At 68.0% G+C, this 25,203-nt stretch carries 18 protein-coding genes; 9 read left to right on the top strand and 9 right to left on the bottom strand.

Annotation, left to right across the window (positions count from 1 at the left end):
- The first annotated feature begins 36 nt into the window (after nucleotides 1-36).
- From N177_RS18270 to N177_RS18245, 5 genes are read left to right on the top strand one after another with little or no spacing between them, the layout of a single operon-like run.
- On the top strand, nucleotides 37-324 hold the full coding sequence (locus N177_RS18270; RefSeq protein ID WP_152527962.1) for a hypothetical protein: 288 nt from the start codon (nucleotides 37-39) through the stop codon (nucleotides 322-324).
- Nucleotides 321-3,509: a formate dehydrogenase gene (fdh, locus tag N177_RS18260; RefSeq protein ID WP_081718668.1), complete on the top strand. Its 3,189-nt coding sequence runs from the start codon at nucleotides 321-323 to the stop codon at nucleotides 3,507-3,509. The genes N177_RS18270 and fdh overlap by 4 nt, the downstream gene beginning before the upstream one ends.
- A gap of 4 nt (nucleotides 3,510-3,513) precedes the next feature.
- Nucleotides 3,514-4,419, top strand: coding sequence for a 4Fe-4S dicluster domain-containing protein (locus tag N177_RS18255; RefSeq protein WP_023433893.1), 906 nt, complete (start codon nucleotides 3,514-3,516; stop codon nucleotides 4,417-4,419).
- Nucleotides 4,416-5,441, top strand: coding sequence for an NrfD/PsrC family molybdoenzyme membrane anchor subunit (gene nrfD, locus N177_RS18250; RefSeq protein WP_023433892.1), 1,026 nt, complete (start codon nucleotides 4,416-4,418; stop codon nucleotides 5,439-5,441). Before N177_RS18255 ends, nrfD begins: the two co-directional genes overlap by 4 nt.
- Complete coding sequence (locus N177_RS18245; protein ID WP_152527961.1) at nucleotides 5,438-5,773, top strand: hypothetical protein; 336 nt, start codon at nucleotides 5,438-5,440, stop codon at nucleotides 5,771-5,773. Before nrfD ends, N177_RS18245 begins: the two co-directional genes overlap by 4 nt.
- Here N177_RS18245 and N177_RS18240 read toward each other — a convergent pair.
- From N177_RS18240 to N177_RS18205, 8 genes are all read right to left on the bottom strand, one after another.
- Entirely contained in the window at nucleotides 5,751-6,542 is a 792-nt protein-coding gene (locus tag N177_RS18240) for an SDR family NAD(P)-dependent oxidoreductase (protein ID WP_023433890.1), read from the bottom strand. The genes N177_RS18245 and N177_RS18240 overlap by 23 nt on opposite strands.
- A 134-nt stretch (nucleotides 6,543-6,676) precedes the next feature.
- Nucleotides 6,677-8,593 (bottom strand): propionyl-CoA synthetase, encoded by a 1,917-nt coding sequence (locus N177_RS18235; RefSeq protein WP_023433889.1) that lies wholly within the window; start codon nucleotides 8,591-8,593, stop codon nucleotides 6,677-6,679.
- A gap of 150 nt (nucleotides 8,594-8,743) precedes the next feature.
- Nucleotides 8,744-9,622, bottom strand: coding sequence for a glucose-1-phosphate thymidylyltransferase RfbA (gene rfbA, locus N177_RS18230; protein ID WP_023433888.1), 879 nt, complete (start codon nucleotides 9,620-9,622; stop codon nucleotides 8,744-8,746).
- Between the two features lie 25 nt (nucleotides 9,623-9,647).
- Nucleotides 9,648-10,544 (bottom strand): dTDP-4-dehydrorhamnose reductase, encoded by an 897-nt coding sequence (gene rfbD, locus N177_RS18225; RefSeq protein ID WP_023433887.1) that lies wholly within the window; start codon nucleotides 10,542-10,544, stop codon nucleotides 9,648-9,650.
- Complete coding sequence (gene rfbB, locus N177_RS18220; protein ID WP_023433886.1) at nucleotides 10,541-11,617, bottom strand: dTDP-glucose 4,6-dehydratase; 1,077 nt, start codon at nucleotides 11,615-11,617, stop codon at nucleotides 10,541-10,543. The genes rfbD and rfbB overlap by 4 nt, the downstream gene beginning before the upstream one ends.
- Before the next feature lie 39 nt (nucleotides 11,618-11,656).
- Nucleotides 11,657-12,214, bottom strand: coding sequence for a dTDP-4-dehydrorhamnose 3,5-epimerase (gene rfbC, locus N177_RS18215; protein ID WP_023433885.1), 558 nt, complete (start codon nucleotides 12,212-12,214; stop codon nucleotides 11,657-11,659).
- Nucleotides 12,215-12,344: 130 nt separating this feature from the next.
- Nucleotides 12,345-16,190 carry a glycosyltransferase gene (locus N177_RS20765; protein WP_023433884.1) on the bottom strand — a complete coding sequence of 1,282 codons (3,846 nt, stop codon included), beginning with the start codon at nucleotides 16,188-16,190 and terminating at the stop codon, nucleotides 12,345-12,347.
- A 79-nt stretch (nucleotides 16,191-16,269) separates the two neighbouring features.
- Nucleotides 16,270-18,555 carry a tetratricopeptide repeat protein gene (locus N177_RS18205; RefSeq protein WP_040486157.1) on the bottom strand — a complete coding sequence of 762 codons (2,286 nt, stop codon included), beginning with the start codon at nucleotides 18,553-18,555 and terminating at the stop codon, nucleotides 16,270-16,272.
- A 480-nt stretch (nucleotides 18,556-19,035) separates the two neighbouring features.
- On the opposite strand from N177_RS18205, the gene N177_RS18200 reads away from it, so the two are divergent.
- Both N177_RS18200 and N177_RS18190 read left to right on the top strand, forming a co-directional pair.
- A complete protein-coding gene (locus N177_RS18200; RefSeq protein ID WP_023433882.1) occupies nucleotides 19,036-20,271 on the top strand; it encodes a capsular biosynthesis protein in 1,236 nt (411 codons plus the stop codon).
- Between the two features lie 155 nt (nucleotides 20,272-20,426).
- Nucleotides 20,427-21,377: a hypothetical protein gene (locus tag N177_RS18190; RefSeq protein ID WP_023433881.1), complete on the top strand. Its 951-nt coding sequence runs from the start codon at nucleotides 20,427-20,429 to the stop codon at nucleotides 21,375-21,377.
- A gap of 16 nt (nucleotides 21,378-21,393) precedes the next feature.
- Here N177_RS18190 and N177_RS18185 read toward each other — a convergent pair whose 3' ends face one another.
- Entirely contained in the window at nucleotides 21,394-22,554 is a 1,161-nt protein-coding gene (locus tag N177_RS18185; protein WP_023433880.1) for a polysaccharide biosynthesis/export family protein, read from the bottom strand.
- A 577-nt stretch (nucleotides 22,555-23,131) separates the two neighbouring features.
- Here N177_RS18185 and N177_RS18180 point away from each other — a divergent pair.
- Both N177_RS18180 and N177_RS18175 read left to right on the top strand, forming a co-directional pair.
- Nucleotides 23,132-24,481, top strand: coding sequence for a KpsE/RkpR family capsule polysaccharide export protein (locus tag N177_RS18180; RefSeq protein ID WP_160170944.1), 1,350 nt, complete (start codon nucleotides 23,132-23,134; stop codon nucleotides 24,479-24,481).
- Nucleotides 24,478-25,194, top strand: coding sequence for an ABC transporter ATP-binding protein (locus tag N177_RS18175; protein WP_023433878.1), 717 nt, complete (start codon nucleotides 24,478-24,480; stop codon nucleotides 25,192-25,194). The genes N177_RS18180 and N177_RS18175 overlap by 4 nt, the downstream gene beginning before the upstream one ends.
- Nucleotides 25,195-25,203: the final 9 nt, after the last annotated feature.

The raw sequence follows: 25,203 nt of genomic DNA, 5'->3' as shown, positions 1-25,203 counted from the left end.
GACCGGACATTGATGCTCGGCGAGGAGAGGGACTGGATGAAGACCGCTATCGGCATCATCACAGTGGTGCAGGAGGGCCGATTCCGGCTCTCGCGCGAGGACGGCTCGTCCGAGCTCTACATCCTTCACCGCAACGCCCCGCTCGAGCCGCAGGACCTGAAGCCCCTCGCCGCGCGAGGTACCCGGGTCAGGGTGAGATACGAGGACGCGCCGGGCGTGGTTGCGGGCCTCGCGCACGACATACTCCCAGCCACCAACCCCGCCTTCGCCCGGGGCGCCTGGAGGGCGGGGGCACGTTCCACGACAGCGAGGGTGACGTCATGACGGTGAACCGCCGCACGCCGGGCAAGCGCCTGAGATCCTTCCTGAGGGACTGGTCGCTGCCGCGCCAGATGCGCGGCGAAAGCCACAAGGGCGCCGCCGCGCGCAGCAGCGCCTCGGAGCAGCTTCGCCCCCGCCTCGAGGAGGCGGACAAGGTCGGCACCTCGATCTGCCCCTATTGCGCGGTCGGCTGTGCACAGCTCTTCTACGCGAAGGAAGGGCAGCTCATCCACGTGGAGGGGGACCCGAGAAGCCCGATCAACCAGGGCACGCTCTGCCCTAAGGGCGCCGCGACCTTCTCCCTCATCTCGAATCCCGACCGCCTGACGAAGGTGAAGTACCGGCGCCCCCACGGGACGGAGTGGGAGGAGGTGCCGCTCGACTGGGCGATGGACCGCATCGCCCATCTGACGAAGAAGACGCGCGACGAGACCTTCGTGGAGACGCTGCCGGACGGCACGCAGGTCAACCACACGCTGAGCGTCGCCTCGCTCGGCGGCGCGACCCTCGACAACGAGGAGAACTACCTCATCAAGAAGGTGTTCTCCGGCGGCCTCGGCATGGTCTGGATCGAGAACCAGGCGAGGGTCTGACACTCCTCATCGGTGCCCAGTTTGGGCGCCTCGTTCGGTCGCGGCGCGGCGACCATGGCGCAGTGGGATCTCGCGAACGCGGATGCCGTGCTCGTCATGGGCTCGAACATGGCCGAGAATCACCCGATCGCCTTCCGCTTCGTCATGCAGGCGAAGGAGAAGGGCGCGGTGGTGATGCATGCCGACCCCCGCTTCACCCGGACGAGCGCCCTCTCCGACATCCACGCGCCGATCCGCGCGGGAAGCGACATCGCGTTCCTAGGCGGGATCATCCGCTACATCCTGGAGAACGATCTCGTCTTCAAGGAATACGCGGTCCGCTACGCGAACCTCGCGACAATCATCGACGAGAACTTCATCGAGGCGGCACGCAACGAGGGCCTCTTCTCGGGCTGGAACGAGGAGAAGCATTCCTACGACTTCGACACTTGGCAGTACCAGGGAATGGTCATTCCCTCGGCGTTGGCGGAGCATTATCTCGACACCGCCGAATCCTACTCCGAGATGACGAAGCGGCTGCACGAGGGGCCGCCGCCGGACGACCCGACGCTCCAGCACCCGAACTGCGTCTACCAGATCCTCAAGCGGCAATATGCAGACTACACGCCGGAGATGGTCGAGCGCGTGACCGGCTGCCCGAAGGAGACGTTCCTGAAGGTGGCGGAGGCGCTGGCCCGGAACTCGGGCCCCGACCGGACCGCCGCGATCTGCTACGCCGTCGGCTGGACGCACCACACGACCGGCGTCCAGATGATCCGGGCGGCCGCGATCGTCCAGACGCTTCTCGGCAATATCGGGCGGCCGGGCGGCGGCATCCTGGCGCTGCGCGGCCACACGAGCATCCAGGGCTCGACCGACATCCCGACGCTCTACAACATGCTGCCGGGCTACCTGCCGCAGCCGAACGCCTTCAAGCCGCAGGCCAGGCACTTCGACCAGTTCCTCGACGACGAGACGATCCCGACGGGCTGGTGGCACAATTTCCCGAAATACATCACGAGCCTGCTGAGGGCGTGGTACGGCGACAGCGTCGGCCCCGAGAACGAGTGGGGCTACCAGTGGCTACCGAAGATCGTGGGCGACCACTCGCAGCTCGCGATGACGCTCGCGATCGACGACGGGCTGATCAAGGGCATGTTCCTTCTCGGCCAGAACCCGGTGATCGGCGGCTCGAACTCGAAGCTCGTCGAGCGGGGGCTGGGCAGGCTCGACTGGCTCGTCGTGCGCGACACCGACGAGATCGAGAGCGCGAACTTCTGGCGGAAGGGGCACCTCGTCCAGAGCGCCGAGCGTCGGCCCGAGGACATCGGCACCGAGATCTTCCTCATGCCGGGAGAGCTCGCGGGGGAGAAGGCCGGCACCTTCACGAACACCCACCGTCTCATCCAGTGGCACGACCGCGTGGTCGAGGGACCGGGCGACAGCCGCTCGGAGCTATGGTTCGTGTACCATCTCGCGAAGCGCCTGAAGGCCCTCTACGCGAACTCGGAGCTCGAGCGCGACCGGCCGATCCGCAACCTCACCCTCGACTACCGCGCCGAGGGCCCGCGCGAGGAGCCGCGGGCGGACGACGTGCTGAGGGAAATCAACGGCTACACCTGGCCGGAGAAGAAGCAGGTCGCCTCGTTCAAGGAGCTGAAGGCCGACGGGTCGACCGCCTGCGGCTGCTGGCTCTATAGCGGCGTCTATCCCGAAGACGACGACAACCGCGCCCGCTCCCGCATCCCCGACGGGCCGGACGGCCCCGGCACGCATCTCGGCTGGGCCTTCGCCTGGCCGGCGAACCGACGCACGCTCTACAACCGCGCTTCCGCGGATCCGGACGGGAAGCCGTGGTCCGAGCGCAAGCGCCTCGTCTGGTGGGACGAGGCGGAGGGGAAGTGGCAGAGCCCCGACGAGATCGACTTCGAGCCGGAGAAGCCGCCCCACTACCGGCCGGACTGGGACAAGAAGCCCGAAGGGATGGACGCGCTCGGCGGCGACGAGCCCTTCATCATGATGCCGGACGGCAGGAGCCAGATCTTCAGCCCCTCCGGCCTGAAGGACGGGCCGCTGCCGACGCACTACGAGCCGGTCCAGAGCCCGGTGCGGAACCCGCTGCACGCGCAGCAGGACAGCCCGGTCGCGAAGAAATGGGCGCGCGAGGACAATCCGCTCCACGCCCTCGGAGACCCGCGCTTTCCTCACGTGCTGACGACCTACCGGCTGACGGAGCACCATTCCGGCGGCACGCCCACACGCGGCGTGCCCCACACCGCCGAGCTGCAGCCCGAAGGCTTCGCCGAGATCCCGCCGGAGCTTGCGCGGCAGATCGGCGTTCGGAACCTCGACTGGATCGTCCTTTCGACGCCGCGCGGCGAGGTCGAGACACGGGCGCTCGTCACCGAGCGGCTGAAGCCCTTCGAGATCGACGGCCGCCACATCTTCCAGGTGGGCATGCCGTGGCACTTCGGCTGGGAGGGCTACGCGACGGGCGACATCGCGAACGTCCTGACGGCGGTCGTCGGCGACGCCAACTCGTCGATGCACGAGAACAAGGCGCTGACCTGCGACGTGCGGGCAGGCCGCATCCGCCGCAGCCGGCACCGGAGATGAGCCCATGAACGTTCACGCACGAGCGGCGCAGGCCCCCGAAAGCGAGTTCGAGCACGTGCCGCCACGCGAGGCGGAGATGACCGCCGGCGTGACGATCGAGCCCGGCAAGCGCTACGGCTTCTTCACGGACACCACGCTGTGCATCGGCTGCAAGGCCTGCGAGGTCGCCTGCAAGGAATGGAACCAGCTGCCGGCCGAGGACGGCGGCCTCACCGGCATGAGCTACGACAACACGCAGCGCCTCTCCGCGACCACATGGCGCCACGTGACGTTCCTCGAGCGGATGGGGCACGAGGGGACACGGCGGCCGGACGACCTGCCGGGCTTCCAGAGCCAGTGGCTGATGATGAGCGACGTGTGCAAGCACTGCTCGAATGCGCCGTGCCTCGAGGCCTGCCCCACCGGCGCGATCTTCCGCACCGAGTTCGACACGGTCGTCGTCCAGCAGGACATCTGCAACGGTTGCGGCTACTGCGTGCCGGCCTGCCCATTCGGCGTCGTCGAGCTGGACGAGCTCGACGGCAAGGCCCACAAATGCACGCTCTGCTACGACCGGCTGAAGGGCGGGCTCGAACCCGCGTGTGCGAAGTCCTGCCCAACGGATTCGATCCAGTTCGGCGAGATCGAGGATCTCGACCGGCGGGCCCGCAAGCGGGTCGAGGATCTCCACGGCCGCGGTGTCGTGGACGCATATCTCTACGGCGCGCCGGGCAGCCCCGGCTCGACGGGAGGGCTGGAGCGGCTGAACGCCTTCTTCCTGCTCGTCGACCGGCCCGAGCTCTACAACCTCCCCGCCGCCCCGACCCGGCCGGCCGAGCGGATCGCGCCCGCGCTCGGCACGGGCCTCGCCGCGATGGCCGGGCTCGCCGCCGCGGCCTTCGCCCTTTTCGCCCGGAGCCAGCGCCGATGAACGACCTCTCCGACGCGCCCCGCCCTCTCCGCCGGCCTTATGCGGGCGAGACCTATTACGACCGCCCCGCCCTCAAGCCGGCGCCCTGGGAGTGGCTCGTCGGCGCCTATATCGGCGTGGCCGGCCTCGCCGGCGGCGCACAGGTCCTTGCGACGCTCTTCAGGCGGGCCTCTCCACGAAAGGCGCGCGGCATCGTCCGAAATGCGAGATGGCTCGCGATCGGAGGGTCCGCGGCGGGTGGCGCGCTCCTCGTCGCCGACCTGCGGACGCCTCGACGCTTCTACAACATGATGCGCATCTTCCGGCCGACCTCGCCGATGTCGATCGGCACCTACGTGCTGTTGGGATTCAGCGGCCTTTCGGGCCTGACGCTGCTCGGCGAGCTGCCGCTCGGGCGCGGGCGGATCGCGCGCGCGGCGAAGCGGACGGCGGATGCGGCACAGCTTCCCGCAGCCGTCGCCGGCGCCGCGATGGGCACCTACACCGCCGCCCTCCTCTCCGCCACGAGCACGCCGGTCTGGGCTGCGAGCCCCAGGCACCTCGGCGCGAAGTTCGCCGCGAGCTCCATCGCCACCTCGGCGGCGGCTCTCTCGATCGGCGAGCGCCTCGGCGGGCGCCACGAGACCGCCGACAGGCTCGACGCGATCGCCGCGATGGCGGCCGGAGCCCAGATCGCCGTCACCGCAGTGAACAAGCGCCACCGGGCGCACGCGGAGGTCGCCAGCGCGACCCGTGAAACCACCGCCGGCCGCACCCGTGAGACGGCCGATCTTCTCGTCGCGGGGGCGGTGCCGCTCGCCGCCTACGCGGCCTACCGGCTGAGCGGAAACCGCCAGCCGGGATTGGCGCTCTTCGCCGCGGCCGCCGTCATCGCGGGCGGGTTCCTGAGCCGCGACGCGACGATCAAGCTCGGCCAGCGGTCGGCCGAGCGGCCGCGCGACTATTTCCGCTTCGCGCAGGAGGAGCATCTGCCAGCGCAACACAAGACGTCCCCTCGCGAGAACTCCGGGTGGCCACGATGAAATCCGAAGAGGCGCGGGAGAAGGGCCGGATCGCGCGGGAGCGGCTCGACGACGTCCTCGCGAAGGACGGCCGGGAGATCAGCCATGCCGAGCTCGCGGGTGCGGTCCGCTGCATCGTCGCGTACCGCGACGGCCTGATCGCGGCCCGCCGGGCCGGACGGTGCACACGGGAGGAGCTCGACCGGGTCAACGCGCTCCTCAGCCTCGCGCACGGCGCCGAATACCCGCTCATAGGGTTCCACCGACACCGGATCGAGCAGGCGCGCGACGAGATCGCGCGGATGCTCGCCGACGGAGCCGCCTCGGGGCCTACTCCTCCTCGGGGGGAGTGACGATCCCGTTGAGGCTCAGCCTCCCGCCGTCGGGATAGATCGTCTGGCCGGTGATGTAGCTTGCGTCGTCGGAGGCGAGAAAGGCGACGACGCCCGCGATCTCGCGGGGCGTGGCGATGCGGCCGAGCGGCGTGCGCGCCAGGATCTTGCGGCGCATGGCGGAGTTGTCGCCGACACCGAGCATGTCCGTGGACACGCTGCCCGGCCCGACGGCGTTCACCCGGATGCCGTGCTCGGCCAGCGCCAGCGCCATCGACTTTGTGAGCTGCGAGATGGCGCCTTTCGATGCCGAATACGCGACGGCGTTCGGCAGCGCGACCACGCTGTTGATCGAGCTCATGGTGATGATCGAGCCCGGCTCCTCGCCGGCCTCCACCCGCTCGACCATGTGGCGAGCCACGGCCTGGGCGACGAGGAACGTCCCCTTCACGTTCACGCACATCGTCTTGTCGAAATCGGCCTCGGTGACCTCGAGGAACGGTACCGACCGCATGATGCCGGCATTCGCGACGAGGATGTCGACATGGCCGAAATGCTCGAGCGTCTCGGTCAGCATGTTGCGTACGTCGAGCCGCTCGCCGACGTCGCAGTAGATGAACCTCGCCTCGCCGTCGGCGCCGCCGCACTCGGCGGCGGTATCCTCTCCTTCACGCTCCAGCACGTCGGCGATGACGACGCGCGCGCCCTCTTCGCTCAGTCGCAGGGCACATGCCCGCCCTATGCCCCTCGCGCCGCCGGTGACGATCGCGACCTTGCCTTCGAACCGCATGGTGCTCCCCTTCGATCAACCGGCTCCGACCGAGCCCGCGGGGGGCCGCTCTGGGCCCGCGCGTCCGTCGGCCGCCAGACAACAACGCCGAAGGCACGAACCCGTTGCCCCACGACCTGCGCGGAAAGGCGAGGTCACACGCTTCGGGCCAGCCCCTTCGCCCGAAGTGCCGTCGAAATCTCATCGAGTATCGCCGGATCGTCAATCGTCGGCGGAACGGCCGTCTCCTGTCCGTCGGCCAGCGACCGGATCGTCCCGCGCAGGATCTTGCCGGAGCGGGTCTTCGGCAGGCGGTCGACGGTGATGGCGAGGCGGAAGGCCGCCACGGGGCCTATACGCTCCCGCACGAGGGCCACGAGTTCCTTCTCGATCTCCTCCACATCGCGCGTGACCCCCGACTTCAGCACGACGAACCCGGCCGGCACCTGCCCCTTCATCGCGTCCGCCACACCGACCACCGCACACTCCGCCACGTCGGGATGGCTCGCCAGGACCTCCTCCATGCCGCCGGTCGACAGGCGGTGGCCGGCGACATTGATGATGTCGTCGGTGCGCGACATGATGAACACGTAGCCGTCCTCGTCGCGATGGCCCGCGTCGCCCGTGCGGTAGTACCCCGGAAAATCCCTGAGATAGGACGCAAGGTAGCGCGCCTCGTCGTTCCAGAGCGTCGGAGCACAGGCCGGCGGCAGCGGCAGGCGGATGCAGATCGAGCCCATCTTCCCCGGTTCGACGGCGTGGCCCGCCTCGTCGAGCACCTGCACGTCGTAGCCGGGCATCGGCACGCTCGGCGAGCCGTGCTTGACGGGGAGAAGCCCCAGGCCGACGGGATTTGCGGCGATCGCCCACGCAGTCTCGGTCTGCCACCAGTGATCGACGACGGGGACGCCCAGGATCGTCTCCGCCCATTTGACCGTGTCCGGATCGGCACGCTCGCCCGCGAGGAAGAGCGTCCTGAGCCCGCTCGTGTCGTACTCCTTGAGGAGCTCGGCCCGCGGATCCTCCTTCTTGATGGCGCGGAAGGCTGTGGGCGCGGTGAAGAACGCCTTCACGCCGTGTTCGGATATCACCCGCCAGAACGCCCCGGCATCGGGCGTTCCCACGGGCTTGCCCTCGTAGAGGACGGTCGTGCAGCCGTGCAGCAGGGGGCCGTAGACGATGTAGGAATGGCCGACGACCCAGCCGACGTCCGAGGCCGTCCAGAAGACCTCGCCCGGTTCGAGGCCATAGATCGCCGACATGGACCACTTGAGGGCCACCATGTGGCCGCCGTTGTCGCGGACCACGCCCTTCGGTTTCCCGGTCGTGCCGGACGTGTAGAGGATGTAGAGCGGGTCGGTCGCGGCCACCGGCACGCAGTCGGCCTTTTCGCCCGCGGCACGCGCGTCGGCGATCGCCTCCGCCCAGTCGCGGTCGCGCCCCTCGTCGAGGGAGCAGGTCAGTGTCTCGCGCTGCAGGACGAGGCAGGCCTGCGGCTTGTTCGTGGCCATGGCGATCGCGGCGTCGAGCAGCGGCTTGTAGGCGACCACGCGGTTCGGCTCGATGCCGCAGGAGGCGGAGAGGATGAGCTTCGGGCCCGCGTCGTCGATCCGCTTCGCGAGCTCCGGCGCGGCGAAGCCGCCGAAGACCACGGAATGGATGGCGCCGAGCCTGGCGCAGGCGAGCATCGCCATCGCCGCCTCGGGCACCATCGGCATATAGATGATGACGCGGTCACCTTTCTCCACGCCCATCCGCCGCATGACGGCGGCGAGCGTCGCGACCTCGTCGGTCAGCTCCGCATAGGTGAAGCGCTTCTTCGCGCCGGTGACGGGGCTGTCGTAGATCAGCGCGGCCTGCGAGGCGCGCCCGCCGTGAACGTGGCGGTCGAGGCAGTTGTAGCAGGTGTTGCACGTCGCGCCGACGAACCATCGCCCGTAGAGGCCCGCGTCGGGGTCGAAGACCTTCTCCCACGGCGTCTCCCAGACGATCTCCCTGGCAGCGGTGCCCCAGAAGCGTTCCGGGTCGGCGCGCCACGCGGCGTAGACCTCGTGATACCGGCTCGTCGTCATCGATCTCTCCCTCGGCCCGCTCTTGCCTTCGCCGATAGGAGGAGAGTTTTCGCCCCCGATCCCGCCAATGCAAGATACGGAGAATGCCTGAGGTGCGGCCTCGACTATGAACCTGCGAGCGTGGAGCCCGGACCGGAGGTGTCGGCGGGGCTAGAGGCGCCCCTCGGCGACGGCCCTGAGGTGCCGCCCGTAGGCCGTGCTCTTCTGCCGGTCGGCGGCTGCCAGGAGGCGGTCCTGGTCGATCCAACCGTTCACGTAGGCGATCTCCTCGAGGCAGGCGAGGACGAGACCCTGCCGGTCCTGCAGCGCGCGGACGAACTCGCCCGCCTCCATGAGGCTCGCATGCGTGCCGGTGTCGAGCCACGCGATGCCGCGCCCCAGGCGCTCCACCTGCAGATCGCCTCGCTCCAGATAAGCCATGTTGACATCGGTGATCTCGAGCTCGCCCCTCGCGCTCGGCTTCACGTTGCGGGCGATCTCGACGACGTCGTTGTCGTAGAAATAGAGGCCGGTCACCGCCCAGTGCGACTTCGGGCTCGCCGGCTTCTCCTCTATCGAGGTCGCCGTCCCGTTGCCGTCGAAATCGACGACGCCATACCGCTCGGGATCCTCGACATGGTAGGCGAAGACAGTCGCGCCAGACGTCCGGCTGGAGGCCTCGGCCACCTGATCCGTGAGGTTATGACCGAAGAAGATGTTGTCGCCGAGGATCAGGGCCGCCGGATCGTCGCCGAGGAAGTCGGCCCCGAGGATGAAGGCCTCTGCGAGCCCCCGGGGCTCCGCCTGCTCCACATAGGAGAGTTCGACGCCGAAAGCCGATCCGTCGCCGAGGAGGCGGCGATAGAAGGGCAGATCCTCGGGCGTCGAGATGACCAGGATCTCGCGGATGCCGGCGAGCATCAGGACGGACAGCGGATAGTAGATCATCGGCTTGTCGTAGACCGGCAGCAGTTGCTTGCTCATCGCCAGCGTCGCCGGATAGAGCCTCGTGCCGCGCCCGCCGGCGAGGATGATCCCCTTGCGTGCCATCTTCTTCCCTCTGAAAGGCTGCTAGCTAATTCGAGTTGAGCACCTGGTAGCGGTCCATCGCAAGGGCGAGGCCGTCCCTCCAGTGCGGCAGGCGCACGCCGAACTCCCTGAGGAGACGGCTGCAGTCGAGCACGGAGTTGGCGGGCCGCTTGGCCGGGGTCGGGTACTCGGACGTCGGAATGGCGAGCAGCTCCTGCGGGAACTTCAGTCCCCGGGCCGCGCACTCCTCGAAGATCGCGGCCGCGAAGCCGTGCCAGCTCACCTCGCCCTCGGCGGCCATGTGGAAGGTGCCCGCAGGCGCCGTCTCGTCGTTCATCCGTTCGGCGAGCACGATAAGCGCCGCGGCGATGTGGCCTGCGTAGGTGGGGCATCCCCGCTGATCGTCGACCACGCGCAGCTGCGGCCGCTCTGCGCCGAGACGGATCATCGTCTTCATGAAGTTGTTGGCGTTCTCGGAGAACACCCAGGCGGTGCGGAGGACGAGGTGGCGCTCCGCGACCGCCGCGACGGCCAGTTCACCCGCGAGCTTCGTGCGGCCGTAGGCGCCCTGCGGGTTCGGCGTGTCGTCTTCGGTGTAGGGTCGGTCGAGCGTGCCGTCGAACACGTAGTCGGTCGAGATGTGCAGGAACGGAAGTCCTGCAGCTTCCGAGGCCTCCGCCATCAGCCGCGGCGCCTCGGCGTTGAGGCGCATCGCTTCGCCTTCCTCGCTCTCGGCCTTGTCGACAGCGGTGTAGGCGGCAGCATTGACGACCGCATGCGGCTTGTGAACGGCGATGGCGGCCCTCAAGGCTTGCCCGTCGAGCACGTCGATCTCGTTGCGGCCCAGCGCAACGACGGGTCGCTTGGTGCGTGCGCCTGCCTCGACGAGGCACTGCGCGACCTGGCCGTTGCGGCCGAAGACGAGGAGCGGCGGGATCGTCATCCCGCCTTCCTGTCCAGAAGCCCGAGGCGGCTCCCGTCATACCGTCCCTCGCGCAGGGGCCGCCACCAGTCCTCGTTGTCGAGATACCAGCGCACGGTCTTCTCGAGACCGGTCTCGAAGGTCTCCTGCGGCTCCCAGCCGAGCTCGTCCTTTAGCTTCGTCGCGTCGATCGCATAGCGGGCGTCGTGGCCGGGTCGGTCCGTCACGAACTCGATCAGGCTCGCATGCCCGCCGGCGGGGCTCTCCTCCCCCCTGACATCGTCGAGGATCGCGCAGATGCGCTTCACCACGTCGATGTTCTTCCACTCGTTGTTGCCGCCAACGTTGTATTTCTCGCCGAGGCGGCCGCCGTTCAGGATCGTCCAGAGCGCGCGGACGTGGTCTTCCACGTAGAGCCAGTCGCGCACGTTCTCGCCCTTGCCGTAGATCGGCAGCTTCTTGCCTTCGAGCGCATTCAGGATGATGAGAGGAATGAGCTTCTCGGGGAAGTGATAGGGCCCGTAGTTGTTCGAGCAGTTCGAAATCAGGGCCGGGAAGCCGTAAGTGTGGTGCCAGGCCAGGACGAGGTGGTCGGACGAGGCCTTGGACGCCGAATAGGGCGAGCTCGGCTGATAGGGCGTCTCCTCCGTGAAGTAGCCGTCCGCCCCGAGCGAGCCGTAGACCTCGTCGGTCGAGATGTGCAGGAAGCGGAAGGCCTGCTTCCGCTCTCCCTCGAGCTCGTTCCAATAGGCGCGTGCCGCCTCCAGCAGCGAGAACGTGCCGACGATGTTCGTCTCGATGAACGGCGCGGCGCCGGTGATGGAGCGGTCGACGTGGCTCTCCGCAGCCAGGTTCATCACCGCGTCGACCTGCTCCTCGGCGATCAGCGCCGCCATGCTCTCGCGGTCGGCGATGTCGGCTTCGACGAGGCGGTAGCGGGGATTGTTCGCGATCGGGTCGAGCGAGCGCACGTTCGCCGCGTAGGTCAGCTTGTCGACGTTGATCACGCGCGCGTCGGTCTCGCGGATCAGGTAGCGGCAGACCTCCGAGCCGATGAAGCCGGCGCCGCCGGTGACCAGGATCGTGCGTGGCATGTTCAGTTGGCCCTCATCGCTCGGGACTTCCGTTAGCACTCAATAGACGAAGAAGGGCGCGCTGTCGGCGAGAAGCGGCGCGTTCTTGTCCTTCTCGGACAGCGTCATTTCCTCCGCCGGGAACGGCCACTCGATGCCGAGATCCGGATCGTTCCAGAAAATGCCGCGGTCGCATTCCTTCGAGTAGTAACCGGTCACCTTGTACTGGACCTCGCAGTCGGGCTCGAGCGTCACGAAGGCGTGGGCGAAACCGATCGGCACGAGAAGCTGGTGTCCGTTCTCCGCCGAGAGCGTGGCCTTAACGTGCCGCCCGTATGTCGGCGAGCCCTGCCTGATGTCGACGGCCACATCGACGATGCTGCCCCTCGTGCAGCGCACGAGCTTGTCCTGCGCGTTGGGATCGACCTGGAAATGAAGGCCACGCAGGGTGCCCTTCGGTGCAGAGAAGGAGTGATTGTCCTGAACGAAGCGCCGCGTGAAGCCCGCTTCGGCCAGCGCCGCCTCTCGAAAGGTCTCGCTAAACCAGCCGCGCTCGTCGCCGAAACGCTGAGGTTCGATCAGAAGGACCTCGGGGATCTCAAGCGGGCGGATCTTCATAGCTACTCCCAACAAAGACCCTCCGGAAATGCATGCCAGCGCATGCTCCGGAAGGCTCGCTTTCCTACACAGTGACCGGGCATCTGTCCACAAGGGGACGGGTGATCCGCGGCAGCCTCAAGCGGTTCCGTCACGCCGTGCCCGCCGCGATCTGCAGGCCCTGCTCGTCGCTTTCGCCCGGCAGAGCGTCTGGAATGACGTCGGACCAGCCGAGCAACTCCGCATAGATCTCGAAGAGGTCCCTCGCCTGATCCTCCGACATGCGAAGCTTCGTGTGTGGCGGAGGCGACTGCAGGTAGCGCTGCGGATCCTTGTTCATCGCCTCCAGAACCTCGGTCAGCGGTTCGGAATCCTCGACCGAGATCCGGTAGCCGTTGACGCCGTGCTGAATGTCCTCGCCGATGCTGCCCCGATCCGAGGCGACGGCCCAGCAGCCGCACAGCAGCGCCTCGCGGGTCACGAGCCCGTAGCTCTCAGGCCAGACGGACGGAGCGAGCAGGACGTCCAGCGTGCCGTAGAGGTCGCCGATGCGCGCCTGCGGCCATTTCGGGCGGAAGGCGACCTCCGTCGCGCCCCACATCTCGTCACGCTCCTCCCCCGCGGCCATCCCATGGTCGACGACGAGCAGGCGCAGGTTCTCGAAGCGGCCGTTGCGGAGGGCGTGCTCGACGAGGTGCCAGCCTTTGTGGTTCGACATGCTGCCGATGAAGCCGAGCCGGACCTTTCCGTCGGGCGATGGCACGCGGTGAACCTGCGGAAGATCGGAGACGCCGTTCGGAACGGCCTGGACGTTCGGCACGCCGCATTGGCGGTAGATCTCGGCGAACGGCTCCGACACGGCGAGCACCTTGCGTGCCTCCATCAGGGGCCGGCGCAGGCGCATCAGGCGTTCGAAGGCGTCCTTCCCCGAAGATTTCGCCGTGCGATATGGCTGCCCATAGTCGTAGAGGTCGAGATGCCCGGCCGCGTCGACGAGGAACTGCCGGTCCGAAATCCACCAGCCGTCATGGACGGTAACGACGTAGGGGATATCCCGGTTGAGTGCCGCCTCGACCGCGCCGACCGTCAATCGCTGTATGCAGTGAAAATGCGCGAGGTCGGGCTGCGCGATGTCGAGGAAGCGCTCGACCGCCTCTTCCATTTTCGGATCCTGCACGACCTGGTCGATCCGGGGATTGTCGGGCGCAACGACGCCGAGCACGCGAACGCCGTCCTGGGCATAGGTGATCGTGTGGTAGGCGCGCCTGTCGCCTTCGATGGTCGTGAAGACGACGAAATCGCAGCGGTCGCCGTAGAGCCGCTGCAGATCCCGAACGTTGTCGTGGACGACCCGGGTCGCGCCGCCGATCGCCTGAGGGGGATAGAAGACGTTCACGATCGCCACGAGCGGGCGCTTCCTTGCCTCCTCGACGGGCACGGCCTCCTCGAGGATGCGCCGGATGTTGCCGGCCATCGCATCGATCCCATACTCCTCCTCGACCTGTCGACGCGCCGCCGCGCCGACCCGCCGGCGCAGGTCCCGATCGGCGATCAGGCGATCGAGCGTCTTCGTCCAGTCCGCCACCGTCCGGGCGAGGAACCCCGTCTCGCCGTCCTTCACGACCTCACGGTAGGTGGCGGTGTCGCTGACCAGGGAAGGCACGCCCAGCATCGCCGCCTCGAGCCACTTGATCTCGCTCTTGGCGTCGGCCATCTCCGAGGGCCTGAGGACGGCGAGGTTGATGTCGGCGACGGCGAGCATCGACCAGTAAGCGTCGACGTCCCAGGTGGCATCTACATACGTGACGTGCTTCTCGATGCTCTTCAGCCGATCGGTGCGGGTGATGTGGCCGACGAGCACGATGTTGACGCGGTCGCCGTGCCGCCGGACAGCCTCCACGAGCGCCGGCTCCACGAACTCCTGGAAGTCCTCCTTGTGGGCCTTCGTGCCGGACCCGTAGAAGATCGTGACGGCGTCGCTCGCCGTCGCCACGGGAGGCTTCCTGCGGAAGGCCTCGTGCTTGGCCCCGAACGCATTGCGGTGGACGAAGACGAGGCCGGAGCGGACGAACCTCTCCATGTGGCAGGCCAGCGGGGGCGTCGACGCGATGCCGTAGTCGCACAGCGACATCGCCTCCGCGCAGAGCGGGACACCCATCTCGAGCCCGATATACTCGTCGCGCGTGATGAGCCCGCCATAGCTCTCGTAGCTCGGGGGATAGAGCTCCGCGTCGAACACGAGGTCGTCGATCTCGTAGAAGGTGACGATGCCGAGCTCGCGGGACTTCTGCACCGCCTCGATGATGTGCTGGAAGGCGAGCACCCGGTAGAAGATCACCGCCTCGAAGCCGGCCGCCTCCGCCAGGTAGTCCGGCACCTCGGTGTGGACGTCGTAGAGCTTGACCCGGTACCCCGCAGCCTCGAGGTGCTCCATCTTCTGCTCGATGCGGTAGAGGTAGCACTGCGGCAGGTCCTTGTTGCCGACGATCGCCACGGATTTCACGGGCCTTGCGGGCAGCTGCTCGTCCGGCTCGGTCAGGCCGGCGACGAAGGAGGCGGCATCGACGAGCAGGCGTTGCGCCGCCTGGGAATCTCCCATCCGCGCCGTCGCCTGCGCGAGAGCCCAGGTCCGGTCGATATGCTGCTTGCAGACGGCATGGAAATGCTCGCGGATGCCGCGGTCGCCCGGCGCGGCGGCGGTCGCATCCCTCAGAATGTCCAGCGTACGCGGCAAGTCGCCGGTGCGCTCGTAGCAGAAGGACAGGTTCAGGAGCGCCTCCGCCCTGCCCGCCTCGTCCGTGGCCAAGATCCGATAATGTTCGGCCGCTTCGGCGTAGAAGCCACGCTCCAGGAGCATGTTCGCCACGCGGCGGCGCACCCGGGCGTTGCCGGGGCGGGTCAGCATGATCCGCTGGAACACGCGCAGCGCCTCGTCCGTCCGTCCGTCCTTGAGCAGCCGCTCCGCGATGCCGATCAGAAGGCCTGTGGCATCGGGCGAGGACGATAGCACGCAACGCGCGTCGAGCACGCCCCCGTCGGCATAAGCCTTGAAGAGGGAGACCCAGTTCGGAAAGCTCTGGCCGCCCGCGCAAACGTGGTGCCAGGTCTCCAGCCCCAGAGCGTCGAGATCGGGGCTCGTCGCGCCGACATAGTTGCGCACCCATGCCGGGCGGTTGGGATGATGGCTCTGCCGCAGGCCCACCGTGACCCAGTGCCGGTACGCGTTCTCCGGCTTGAAGGGCATGCCCGGCAGATAGGTCTCGGAATAGAAGAGCGGGTCGAACTCGAGGCCCTGCCGGATCGGCAGCATCTTGGCGAGCCCGGTCCGGAAGAAGTGCTGAAGGCTCTCCTCATGGCTCGCCCCCGACGAGAGGCCGTGCCGCCGCGCCTGCAGTTTGTAGAACCCCGAATCGAAGAGATCGACCAGTTCCCGGCCCGCACCGTTGCGGGAAGCGATGTCGGCTGCCGCGAGCTGCATCTCTTCCCGGGGCTCTTCCCCCGCACCGGCCTGCCGCCCTTCGAGCACATCACGGTGCCCACCCTTCAGGGCCTCCCGCTCGAGAGCCTCCTTCGACAGGGTCTCGTTCGGACCCGGAAGGGGCTCTCCCAGGGCCTGCAGCTCCTTGCGGCTCTCGATGAAACCGGGATCGACGATGGAGGCTCGCCGGTACGACTCGGCCGCCCGGACCTTCTCTCCCAGGAGCTTCAGGGCATGGCCGAGCTGCAGATGCGTGTCCGCCTGCTGCGGATCGAACCCCAGGGCCAGCCTGTAGGCGGTGACCGCACGGTCGACGAAGCCCTGCTCCTTGAGCGCGTGGCCGTACTGCACCCAGACCCCCGTCAGCGACGGATCCTTCGCGAGCGCGGCGGCATAATGCCGCTCGGCGTCGGGCCATCTCCGCTCGGCATTGGCCCGATTGCCAGCCTCGACTTCCCGGCTGACGCCGCCTCGGCGCCGAAGGGAAGCGGTGCGCGGGAACAGTCGCCGCAGCTTCATGGAATGATCCTTCCCGAACTCGATACAGGGGTGACCCGACGCGGCCACCACAGGCTCTTGAGGCCGCTTGATGGCATGTTCATGACGCCGCGGCGGATGGCTCCACCCGCCACGCCCCGCCGGATCCCGACCGCGCGACGTAGTCGAGCAGCGCCTCTTCCGAGGACGGTCTGATCATCTGGAATGGACGCCCTCCATCGTACCAGATCGGGTTGACGGTCGGATCCCAGCTCGCGAACCGCCCCCAGCGACGCTGCAGCACCGAATGCTCATGCAAGTATCGCGCCCCCCGCGCCGGATCGGCGTGGTCGCTGCCCCTCGACTTCGACTCGTGATGCACGAGCCGGATCGCGGGAGCGTAGAGGATGGAGAGGCCGGAGGACCGCAGACGCAGGCAATAATCGACATCCGAGGACGAGACCGGCAGTTCCTCTTCGTCGAAGCCGCCCTGCTCCAGGAAAACCTGCCGGCGCGTCGCGAGGAAGGCTCCGTCCACGGCGACGACACGGCGCTGAAGGTTCCAGCGCATCATCGGACCCGGATCGTCTCCGGGCGCATGCAGGCCATCATGGATGTTGCCGCCGCGCCAGCCGAAGATGACCCCCGCATGCTGGATCGTGGCGTCGGGATAGAAGAGCTTCGGTCCGACCGCCCCGACGTCCTCGCGATGCAGCAGACGATCGAGGATCACGTCCCACCCGCGGCTGAGCATCGTCATGTCGTCGTTGGCGAAAACCAGGATCGGCGCCTGCGTGAGACGCGCCGCCCGGTTGTTGAGGCGCGACCAGTTGAACGGCTCGTCGAAGCGCTCGACGCGCACGCCGGGGCGCTCGCGAAGGCGGTCGAGCTCCACGAGGGACGCTTCCTCGCTCGTCCCGTTGTCGATGACCAGCGCCTCCACCCTCTCCGGCTCCTCGGCGCTGCGCGACAGCGTGCTCAGAAAAGAGGCAGCGTCGGCCGCATTGTCGCGCGTCGGCACGACGACGCAGATGGCGGATGGAGACGATGGAGCCGGCCAGAGGATCGCCGGCGGGCCGGGCTCGTGGCCCGTCAGGCGGGGCGCGGAAGGCCCGTTTCCGTGCCGATCACGCAGGTACTCGGCGACGCAGGTCGCGTAGCGTGACGCGTCCGGCGACGGAGCCGCCGGCTCGAAGCTCTGCACGAGCGGCAACGGCAGATGTCCCACCGCCTCGTCTTCCGCGAGCTGTAGAAGGCGCCGCACCCTCAATTCCGCAAGCGGCAGCCGCGCGCCCTCGAGCTCGCCGCTCCGGAAGGCGACGGCGTGGCCTGCCACATCGGCCTGAAGCAGCATCTCCAGGTCAGGGCACTGGCGCAGCTCCGCGCCGACGAGGGGCCCGTCCGGGCCGGCACGCCTCTCTTCGTCGCAGATGAAGGCCCGTCCGGGCGTGGCCGCACCGGCATAGCCGAACCACTCGAGCGCCCGGCGGTGAAGCGCGAGCCCCTGCCCCAGGGTCAGCACAATCCCCGCCTCACGAAGCACCTCCGGGAGAGGGGGTCGATCGCCGGTTCCTGCCTCCATCCACTGGACGCGGCCGTCGCTCGCGGCGGCGCGCTCGGCGATCTCTCGGACGCCCGCGCCATTGCAGACGACGACGCACGTCCATTCGGTCAGGGTCTGGGACCGCAGCGACTCGAGGAAGGCGTAGAGCGCGCGCGGATCTGCGTCGCTCGCCTCGACGATGACCCCTAGCGCGACGCCGCCGGCCGTTGCGGGCGCTGGAGGAACGTCGAAGCGCTCGCGGTAGGCCCCATAGAGCGAAACCGGGAACGCGGCCGCCATCCAGAGATTGGGAAGGGCGCGCCTGACCTCCTCCACCTCCCGGGAAAGCAGCTCCATGCGGTGGGTCAGCGCGGCGATGCGCTCGAGCGCGCGGTCGACGGCACCCGCCTCCAGACGGTCGCCCTGCAGTTCGGCCCGTCCCAGCTCGAGGAGTTCGTGGCGCGCCGCGTCGCTTCCCGGATCGAGCCGCAACGCCATGCGATAGCTCTCGAGCGCCCGCTCGCGGCGGCCGAGCGTCTTGTGGACGTGGCCGAGCTGCAGGTGAATGTCGGCCTCCTTCGGCCGAACGCGCAGCGCCTCGCCATAGGCCTCTTCCGCCTCGAGAAGGCGGCCCGAGTCCTTCAGCATGTTGGCCATCTGGACGCGCAGGTCGACCCGTTCGGGCGCCGCCGCCAGCGCCTCGGCATAGAGCGCGGCCGCCTCCGCCGACCGGCCGCCGTCGCGGGCGCCGTCGGCCGTCCGCACGAGCGCGTCGACACGTGCCTCTGCCACGGAGGCGTCGGGCGCCACCCGCCTCCGCCCGCGCAGGAGGGAACCGAGCCCCTGCCTCAAGCCCTTCAGCATGACCATCTCCCGCACGCCTCTGTCGGCGGCATTCCCCCGGGGGCCGGCGGGGCGAGCTCGGAACGGTGTAGCCACTTCACGCTGGTGTCCTCAGCGATGAAAGAGACATGCCCTTGCCCCAGCCTCTTCCGCAGCGCAAGGGGTGCAGCGCAAAATGATGCCACGACCCAAGTCCGGAGGCCGCACGTGCAAAGTGCAGCATCGATGGCCACGGGTCGCCCCCCGGATTGACGGGGTGCCGCGAGATTTCCCCTTGCGCACCGTCAGCGGCTGATGCACACCTGTGGCCAGTTCCCTTATGGCAACGGTGCAACACTGCAGCGGCGATTGGCGGTTTCACCCTCACGAGACGGTGACAAAACCATCGATCGCTAGAATAAAGGGGGCCTGCAGTTGGTGAGGTTGTGGGAGCGCGACGTCGTGGCAAAGCGCATTCTCTTCGTTGGGGCACCGTTCGGGCCTCTCTTTCGAGAGCTGGCAGTGTCTCTGGAGAATGGCGGGGCCGAGGTCTATCGCGTGATCCTGGACGGCGGCGACCACATGGAGACGCCCGCCAGGAACCGGATCCGGCTCGACCGCTCCGTCAACTGGGGCCGGTTCATCCGGCAGGTCCTGTGCGAGCGCGGCATCGACACGATCGTCACCTATAACGACACGCTGCCGCGCAACCGGATCGCTCTGGCGATCGCGAAGCGGCTCAACGTCTCGCGCCTGGTGCTGGAGAACGGCTACCTCCGGCCGCACCACATCACGCTCGCCGACAACGGGGTGAACGGCAACAGCGAGCTCAGCCGCGACCCAGAGGTCATCCGCAGCGCGGAGCGGCCCGGCCGGAAGTGCCGCGAGTTTTCGGTCAACATGCGCCCGCATGTCGTCAACACGATCCGGCACTTCGCCTGGAGCTCGCTGCTGAAGCCGGTTCTGCCCTACAACCCGCGCTATTACGGCCACTCCGTCGCGCGGCAGATGATCGGCTATGTCGGCGAGTACGCGTGGCGGGTCCTGCACGACGAGTCGAAGCTCCTCGCCCGGGTCGTCGAGCACAAGGAGCAGTCGAAGGGCCGGATCTTCCTGACGTTGATGCAAAAGCCCGGCGACGGCCAGATCCGCTACCACTCGCCGTTCGGCAGCAACTTGCGCTTCCTCAACGAGGTCGTGCGCTCCTTCGCTGCTTCGGCGCCCAGCGACGCGTTCCTCGTCGTCAAGCAGCACCCGCTCGACTACGGCATCGAGAACCTCTCCGAGGAGTTCGCCCGACTGTCGAAGGAGCTCGGCCTCGAAGGCCGCGCCGTCTACATGCGCAAGACCGGCATCGCCGAGCTGATGCGCCTGTCCGACTGCATGGTCACGATCAACTCGACCGGCGGCCTGCAGGGCGTCATGGGCGGCTCACCGGTCAAGTGCATGGGCAAGGCGGTCTACGACGTGGAAGGGCTGACCTTCCAGGGCACCCTCGCGGAGTTCTGGCAGGACCCCGTCGGCCCGGACCCGGAATTCGTCGAGCACTACCGGAACTATCTCCTGGCCACGTGCCAGATCAATGGCGGCTTCCACACCCCCGAAGCCCGCGCCATCCTGATCCCGCAACTGGCGCGCCGCATCCTCTCGATCGAGAGCACGGCCGCCGCCGACCGCGAGCCCCGTGTCGCCGGCGCCATCCGCCGCGATCCCGCACCCGCATACGAGATCGGCGGACGTCTCATTCCCGCGGAGTGAGGTCGCCGTATCACCTGCCTCCCTCACCCTCGACCAGCTCGAGTTAAATCCTATAGACCCGGTAGGAATTGTCAACCGGATATAGGCGGGGTCTTGCACGCTGCGCGTAGGCCCGGTGATCCACAGCTCGCGAGCCGCGCGACGGGTTTTGCGCGATGGACGTGAGCGCAGGTCTCGCCTTCCTCGTCCAGTCGATCTGCGTCGACCCCGGCGGCACGCCCCTTCCCGTCCTTCCCTTCACCCCGGATTGCCCCGCCACGCGAATGCAGACGCTGGAGGACGAGGCGTTCTTCCGGCGTCACGACCAGCCGAACCGGGCCGCCGCGCGAGCGAACCCGCGGGGCTACCAGGCGAGCGACTCTGTTCTCTGGCAGAGCGACGCCGGCCCACTCGCCGTGCAGACCTTCGACTTCGGCACCGGCGGCAGGCGCTTCGAGCATTTCGACGCGGGCGAAGGAGACGGCGGCCAGATCGCGGCCGCGATCGGCAACGCATTCTACTTCATCTTCACCGAGGATGGCGGGGCTGGCCGGCAGTGGTTCGTCGATCCCACATGCTATTTCTCCTCGGGCCTCTTAAGGCATGAGGGATGGCTCCTCTTCGGCGACGACATCGCGGAGGGACGATGGACGGACGCGATGGCTCGGCTCAACATCGTGTACGAGCGCGATGCCTGCACCTTCACCTACAACAGGTCCTACACGCGCTATCGGCTGGACACGCAGGAACTCTCTTTCGGCGTGAGCGAAGGGCCCGGCGCCAGGCCGCGCGAGGTGTCGGTCGAAGCTCGCGTCATCGTCTCGGAGCACTACGGCCGCGCCAGCATCGAGACGGCCGACCATCTCGAGCGCTTCTACTTCGCCGAGGGCTTCGGGATGATCCGCTGGGAGCGCTGGGAGAACCTCGACGAGACGCATCTGCCGGATGCCGAGGCAAGGGCGGCCGATTTCGCCGCCACCGGGCGCTGCGAGCCGCGCCCCTTCTCGGAGCGACCGGGAGCCGCGTGGCGCCAGATCGACTGCCGCGAGTGGCTTTCCTACTTCCCCGTCACGGCCCCGTTCACAGTCGGCGAATACGGGCTGCAGGAGCGCTTCAGCGCTCCCTGAGCCTTGCTTCGCCGTTTCAGAAGCTCGCCGCCGTCGCGGCGGTCGACATGACCGGCGATGCGACGCCCTGGAAGATCGACAGCGCGTTGCGCACCGAGGCGAAGGCCGCCGTCGCCACGTAGAGCATGTCGCCGCTGCGCACGTTGAAGCGCTGGGCATAGATGAGGCCGGTCGGCTGCGACATGTCGAAGCGGTAGATCACCGACACGGTTGGGCCCTGCGCGGCGATCGCGTCGCCGGGGAACATCGCCCTGGCCTCGGACTCCGGAACCTGGCGCAAGAGGAACACGCCGGTCGCGTTGGCCTGGCTCGGGTTGAGGCCGCCCACGTCGGCCAGCGCCTCGGCCACGGTCATCTCGTAGCCCTTGATCGGCAGTTGGGTGTTCGCGCCGGTGGCTCCGAGGGCCACGAAGGTGCGCGGCTGCCGCGTCAGGAGCACCGCGTCGCCGGGCTTCACGTAGACGTTCTCGGAAGGGTTGGACACGAGCTCGGTGAAAGGTATCTGGACCGTCTGCCCGCCACGCGTCAGCGCGACGGCGGTCTCGTAGACCGGCGCGGTGGGACCACCGGCGCGGGCGATGAGATCGAGGAGCCTCAAGCCATTGGCGGGGATCGGGATCGCGCTGCCGGCAACGGCATCGCCGGTGACGGAGACCGAGGTCGAGGTGCCCTGGACGACGGAGACGACCGCCTGCGGCTCCACGGCCCGCTGCCCGAGCGCCTGCACGATCCGAGCCTCGACCTGGCTCGGCGTCAGGCCGGCGACGCTGAGGCGGCCGGCATAGGGAATGGTGATGCTGCCGTCGCGCGTCACCTGCTGGTCCGGCAGGCGAGTGCTGCTCGACGAGCTCGCGCCGTCGACGCTGACGCTCGAGAACAGACCGCCGACGCCTGCCTCGAAGATGGCAACGGAGACAACGTCTCCCACGCCGATCCCCTGTTCGGCGGGAAGGCTCAGAGCAGCGATCCTGCGGAAGCTCGGGCGACCTTCGGCCGCCGCATAGGCGAGCGTGCGCTGGTTGACCGGCACGAGAAGATAGCCCGCCTCGAGCCATTGCGGATCCTGCACCCCGGCTCCGCTCTCGATCGCTCCCGCGGAAGGTCCTTGCGAGGGGAAAGCAGAGCAGCCGCCGAGCATGAGTGCGGCGGCCAGGACGACGACACGGTTGGGCATCATGACTCCGGTCTTCTACGCTACGCGTTGGGGCGTCGGACTCGCGCTTCTTGTTTGGGCATAGCGGTACACACATAAGGTGAACGAAGGCTATCTCTCGGGTCGCGTGTGGGGCCATCGATAGGCCCTTGTGGCTTTTGGGCCACAGACACGAGCCACACCGGCCCTTCGCCCGAAGGGAGCCTCCGCCTCGCGGCCCCTCGGATTCCGCTGGTTTCCGCAGCATCACAAAAATGGCAGAAACTGCCGTATAACACTGGTTCGAGTGACTGGCGCTGCCGCTGCGAACGGGGCGAGCGCGGCCGGCCAGGAGGGACCTCGCGATATTGTTTCAGAATAGAACCGGATCCCGGCGGCGAGGGGTGGCCCAGGACGCCGCATTCGAGATGGCTGCGGCCGCCGCCGGCTCGGCACGTCTCGACTTATGGAATTGCCCGGCACGGGCCATGGGCATGGAGCCAAGCTTCTTCTATGATTCAGCCCTCCAACTGGCCGGTCGCGTCGGCACGGCGCGAGCCGGCCACACGCAGGTGAGGCGAGGCAGGATGGCCGCAGAGACCGGCCAGGGAATTAGATGCCGATGACAAGCCACTCCCGATCCGGTTCGGATACGGGACCGACCTCCCGTAGGGCCTCCGTCGCGCGGCTCGTGCGCGGCATTCCGCTGTCCGTGCTGCGACAGATGCCGGAGCGAGCGCGCGCCATTCACCTGCCGTTCAGGCCCGAGGTCGCGCCGACCGCTCCGGCGCCGAACGAGGATCTGCCGGCCCCCGCCTTCGAGCCCGCCGGCCGCGCGCCCTCGCAGCCCCAGGTCCGCTTCCTCGAGATCGAGACGGACGAGGTCGAGCCAGAGGTCAAGGCGTCGGGCTTCCGGAGGTGGCCGTTCCTCCTTGTGGTGTGTTTGCCGCTCTTCGTGACATCGGTCTACCTCTTCTTCATCGCGGCCGACCGCTACACCTCCGAGGCGAGCTTCGTGATCCGGAAGGGACACGCCAACCCGCTCGGCCTGACGGGCGGATTGGCGCGCAACGACGACGACAGCTTCGCCATTTCCGCCTATATCTCCTCGCGGGACGCGGCGGGCTACCTCGTCAGGAACGTGGAGTTCGTGGAGCGCATGACCCGCTCCGAGGCCGACTTCCTGACGCGGCTCGACCGGTTCTGGGCCTCGGACACCACCGAGGAGATCTACGAGTACATGCAGGACGTGGTGACGGTCGAGTTCGATCCCGACTCGGGCATCAGCACGCTCGAGGTCCTGGCCTTCAGGCCCGAGGACGCCCAGGCGATCTCGGAGGCGCTGCTGCAGGAGGCCGAGAGGCTCGTGAACCGGATGAACGACCGCGCCTCCGCCGACGCGATCGCCTTCGGCGAGAGCCTCGTGGAGGAGGTCGAGGCGCGCATCCGCGACGTCCAGGCGAGGATGACGGAGTTCCGCAACACCGAGAGCGTCCTCGACCCGGCTGCGCAGAGCCAGTCGCAGATCATACTCCTGACCGAGCTCACCCAGCAGGCCCTGACCATCGAGACGGAGATCGCGCAGCTCAGGGCGACCGCGAGCCAGAGCCCGAAGCTGCGCAGCCTGCTCGACCGGAAGGCGGCCCTCGACAAGCAGATCGCCGACGTGCGGGGCCAGCTGGCCGGCGATTCAAACTCCATGGCGCCGAAGATCTCGGCATACGAGGCCCTGTCGCTGGAGCGGGAGCTCTCGGTGCAGGCGCTGACGGCCGCCTACAAGGCGCTCGAGCAGGCGCGGCAGGAGGCGGCCGTCAACCGCCTCTACCTGCAGCGGATCAGCGAGCCCAACCTGCCGGACCGGCCGTCGCATCCGAGGATCATCCTCACGCTGCTGCTCGTCGGCGGCTGCGCCTGGCTCGCCTACTGGCTCGGCGGCATGCTCCTGAGGGTCACCCTGGAGCACCGGCATTGAACATCATCGCGGAGACGCCGACGTCGCTTCCCCATTCCCCGGTGCCGACGCAGGACGACCGGCGGATCGAGCTGCACGACATCGTCAAGTGCTACGACACGAAGTTCGGCGAGAAGCGGGTCCTCGACGGCATCACCTTCGGGGTCGGGCCCGGCGAGAAGATCGCCGTGCTGGGCAAGAACGGCGCCGGCAAGTCGACGCTCGTGAAGATCATCGGCGGCGTCGAGCAGCCGACCGAAGGAACCGTGACGCGGGGCATGACGATGTCGTGGCCCCTGAGCTTCGGCGGCGGCGGCTTCGCGCGCGCGATGAGCGGCCTCGACAACATCCGCTTCATCGCCCGGGTGTACGACAAGCCGATCCAGGAGACGATCGACTTCGTCGAGGACTTCGCCGAGCTCGGCTCCTATCTGAAACACCCGGTGAAGGCCTATTCCTCGGGCATGGCGATGCGCCTCGCCTTCGCCCTCACCCTGGCGGTCGATTTCGATTGCCTTCTCATCGACGAGGTCATAGCCGTGGGCGACCAGCGCTTCGCGAAGAAGTGCCGCGAGGCCCTGTTCGAGAGACGCAAGCACTGCTCGATGATCCTCGTCAGCCACGCCAAGGACATCATCAAGACATACTGCGACCGGGCGCTGGTTCTGAAGAACGGCCGGGGACGGGTGTTCGACGATATCGACTTCGCCCTCGAGATCTACTCCACCCTCTGACCGCCCGCC

It is taken from the genome of Lutibaculum baratangense AMV1, from assembly GCF_000496075.1.
In the GTDB taxonomy this organism is placed as follows: Bacteria; Pseudomonadota; Alphaproteobacteria; order Rhizobiales; family Tepidamorphaceae; genus Lutibaculum; species Lutibaculum baratangense.
The sequence above is the reverse complement of the archived record's forward strand: the minus strand, read 5'-3'. Positions and strand labels throughout refer to the sequence as shown.

What these genes read in the sequence shown, in the direction of transcription:
- N177_RS18270 (WP_152527962.1), top strand. Translation starts at nt 37, where the DNA reads ATGAAGACCGCTATCGGCATCATCACAGTGGTGCAGGAGGGCCGATTC.
- N177_RS18255 (WP_023433893.1), top strand. Translation starts at nt 3,514, where the DNA reads ATGAACGTTCACGCACGAGCGGCGCAGGCCCCCGAAAGCGAGTTCGAG.
- nrfD (WP_023433892.1), top strand. Translation starts at nt 4,416, where the DNA reads ATGAACGACCTCTCCGACGCGCCCCGCCCTCTCCGCCGGCCTTATGCG.
- N177_RS18245 (WP_152527961.1), top strand. Translation starts at nt 5,438, where the DNA reads ATGAAATCCGAAGAGGCGCGGGAGAAGGGCCGGATCGCGCGGGAGCGG.
- N177_RS18240 (WP_023433890.1), bottom strand. Translation starts at nt 6,542, where the DNA reads ATGCGGTTCGAAGGCAAGGTCGCGATCGTCACCGGCGGCGCGAGGGGC.
- N177_RS18235 (WP_023433889.1), bottom strand. Translation starts at nt 8,593, where the DNA reads ATGACGACGAGCCGGTATCACGAGGTCTACGCCGCGTGGCGCGCCGAC.
- rfbA (WP_023433888.1), bottom strand. Translation starts at nt 9,622, where the DNA reads ATGGCACGCAAGGGGATCATCCTCGCCGGCGGGCGCGGCACGAGGCTC.
- rfbD (WP_023433887.1), bottom strand. Translation starts at nt 10,544, where the DNA reads ATGACGATCCCGCCGCTCCTCGTCTTCGGCCGCAACGGCCAGGTCGCG.
- rfbB (WP_023433886.1), bottom strand. Translation starts at nt 11,617, where the DNA reads ATGCCACGCACGATCCTGGTCACCGGCGGCGCCGGCTTCATCGGCTCG.
- rfbC (WP_023433885.1), bottom strand. Translation starts at nt 12,214, where the DNA reads ATGAAGATCCGCCCGCTTGAGATCCCCGAGGTCCTTCTGATCGAACCT.
- N177_RS20765 (WP_023433884.1), bottom strand. Translation starts at nt 16,190, where the DNA reads ATGAAGCTGCGGCGACTGTTCCCGCGCACCGCTTCCCTTCGGCGCCGA.
- N177_RS18205 (WP_040486157.1), bottom strand. Translation starts at nt 18,555, where the DNA reads ATGCTGAAGGGCTTGAGGCAGGGGCTCGGTTCCCTCCTGCGCGGGCGG.
- N177_RS18190 (WP_023433881.1), top strand. Translation starts at nt 20,427, where the DNA reads ATGGACGTGAGCGCAGGTCTCGCCTTCCTCGTCCAGTCGATCTGCGTC.
- N177_RS18185 (WP_023433880.1), bottom strand. Translation starts at nt 22,554, where the DNA reads ATGATGCCCAACCGTGTCGTCGTCCTGGCCGCCGCACTCATGCTCGGC.
- N177_RS18180 (WP_160170944.1), top strand. Translation starts at nt 23,132, where the DNA reads ATGACAAGCCACTCCCGATCCGGTTCGGATACGGGACCGACCTCCCGT.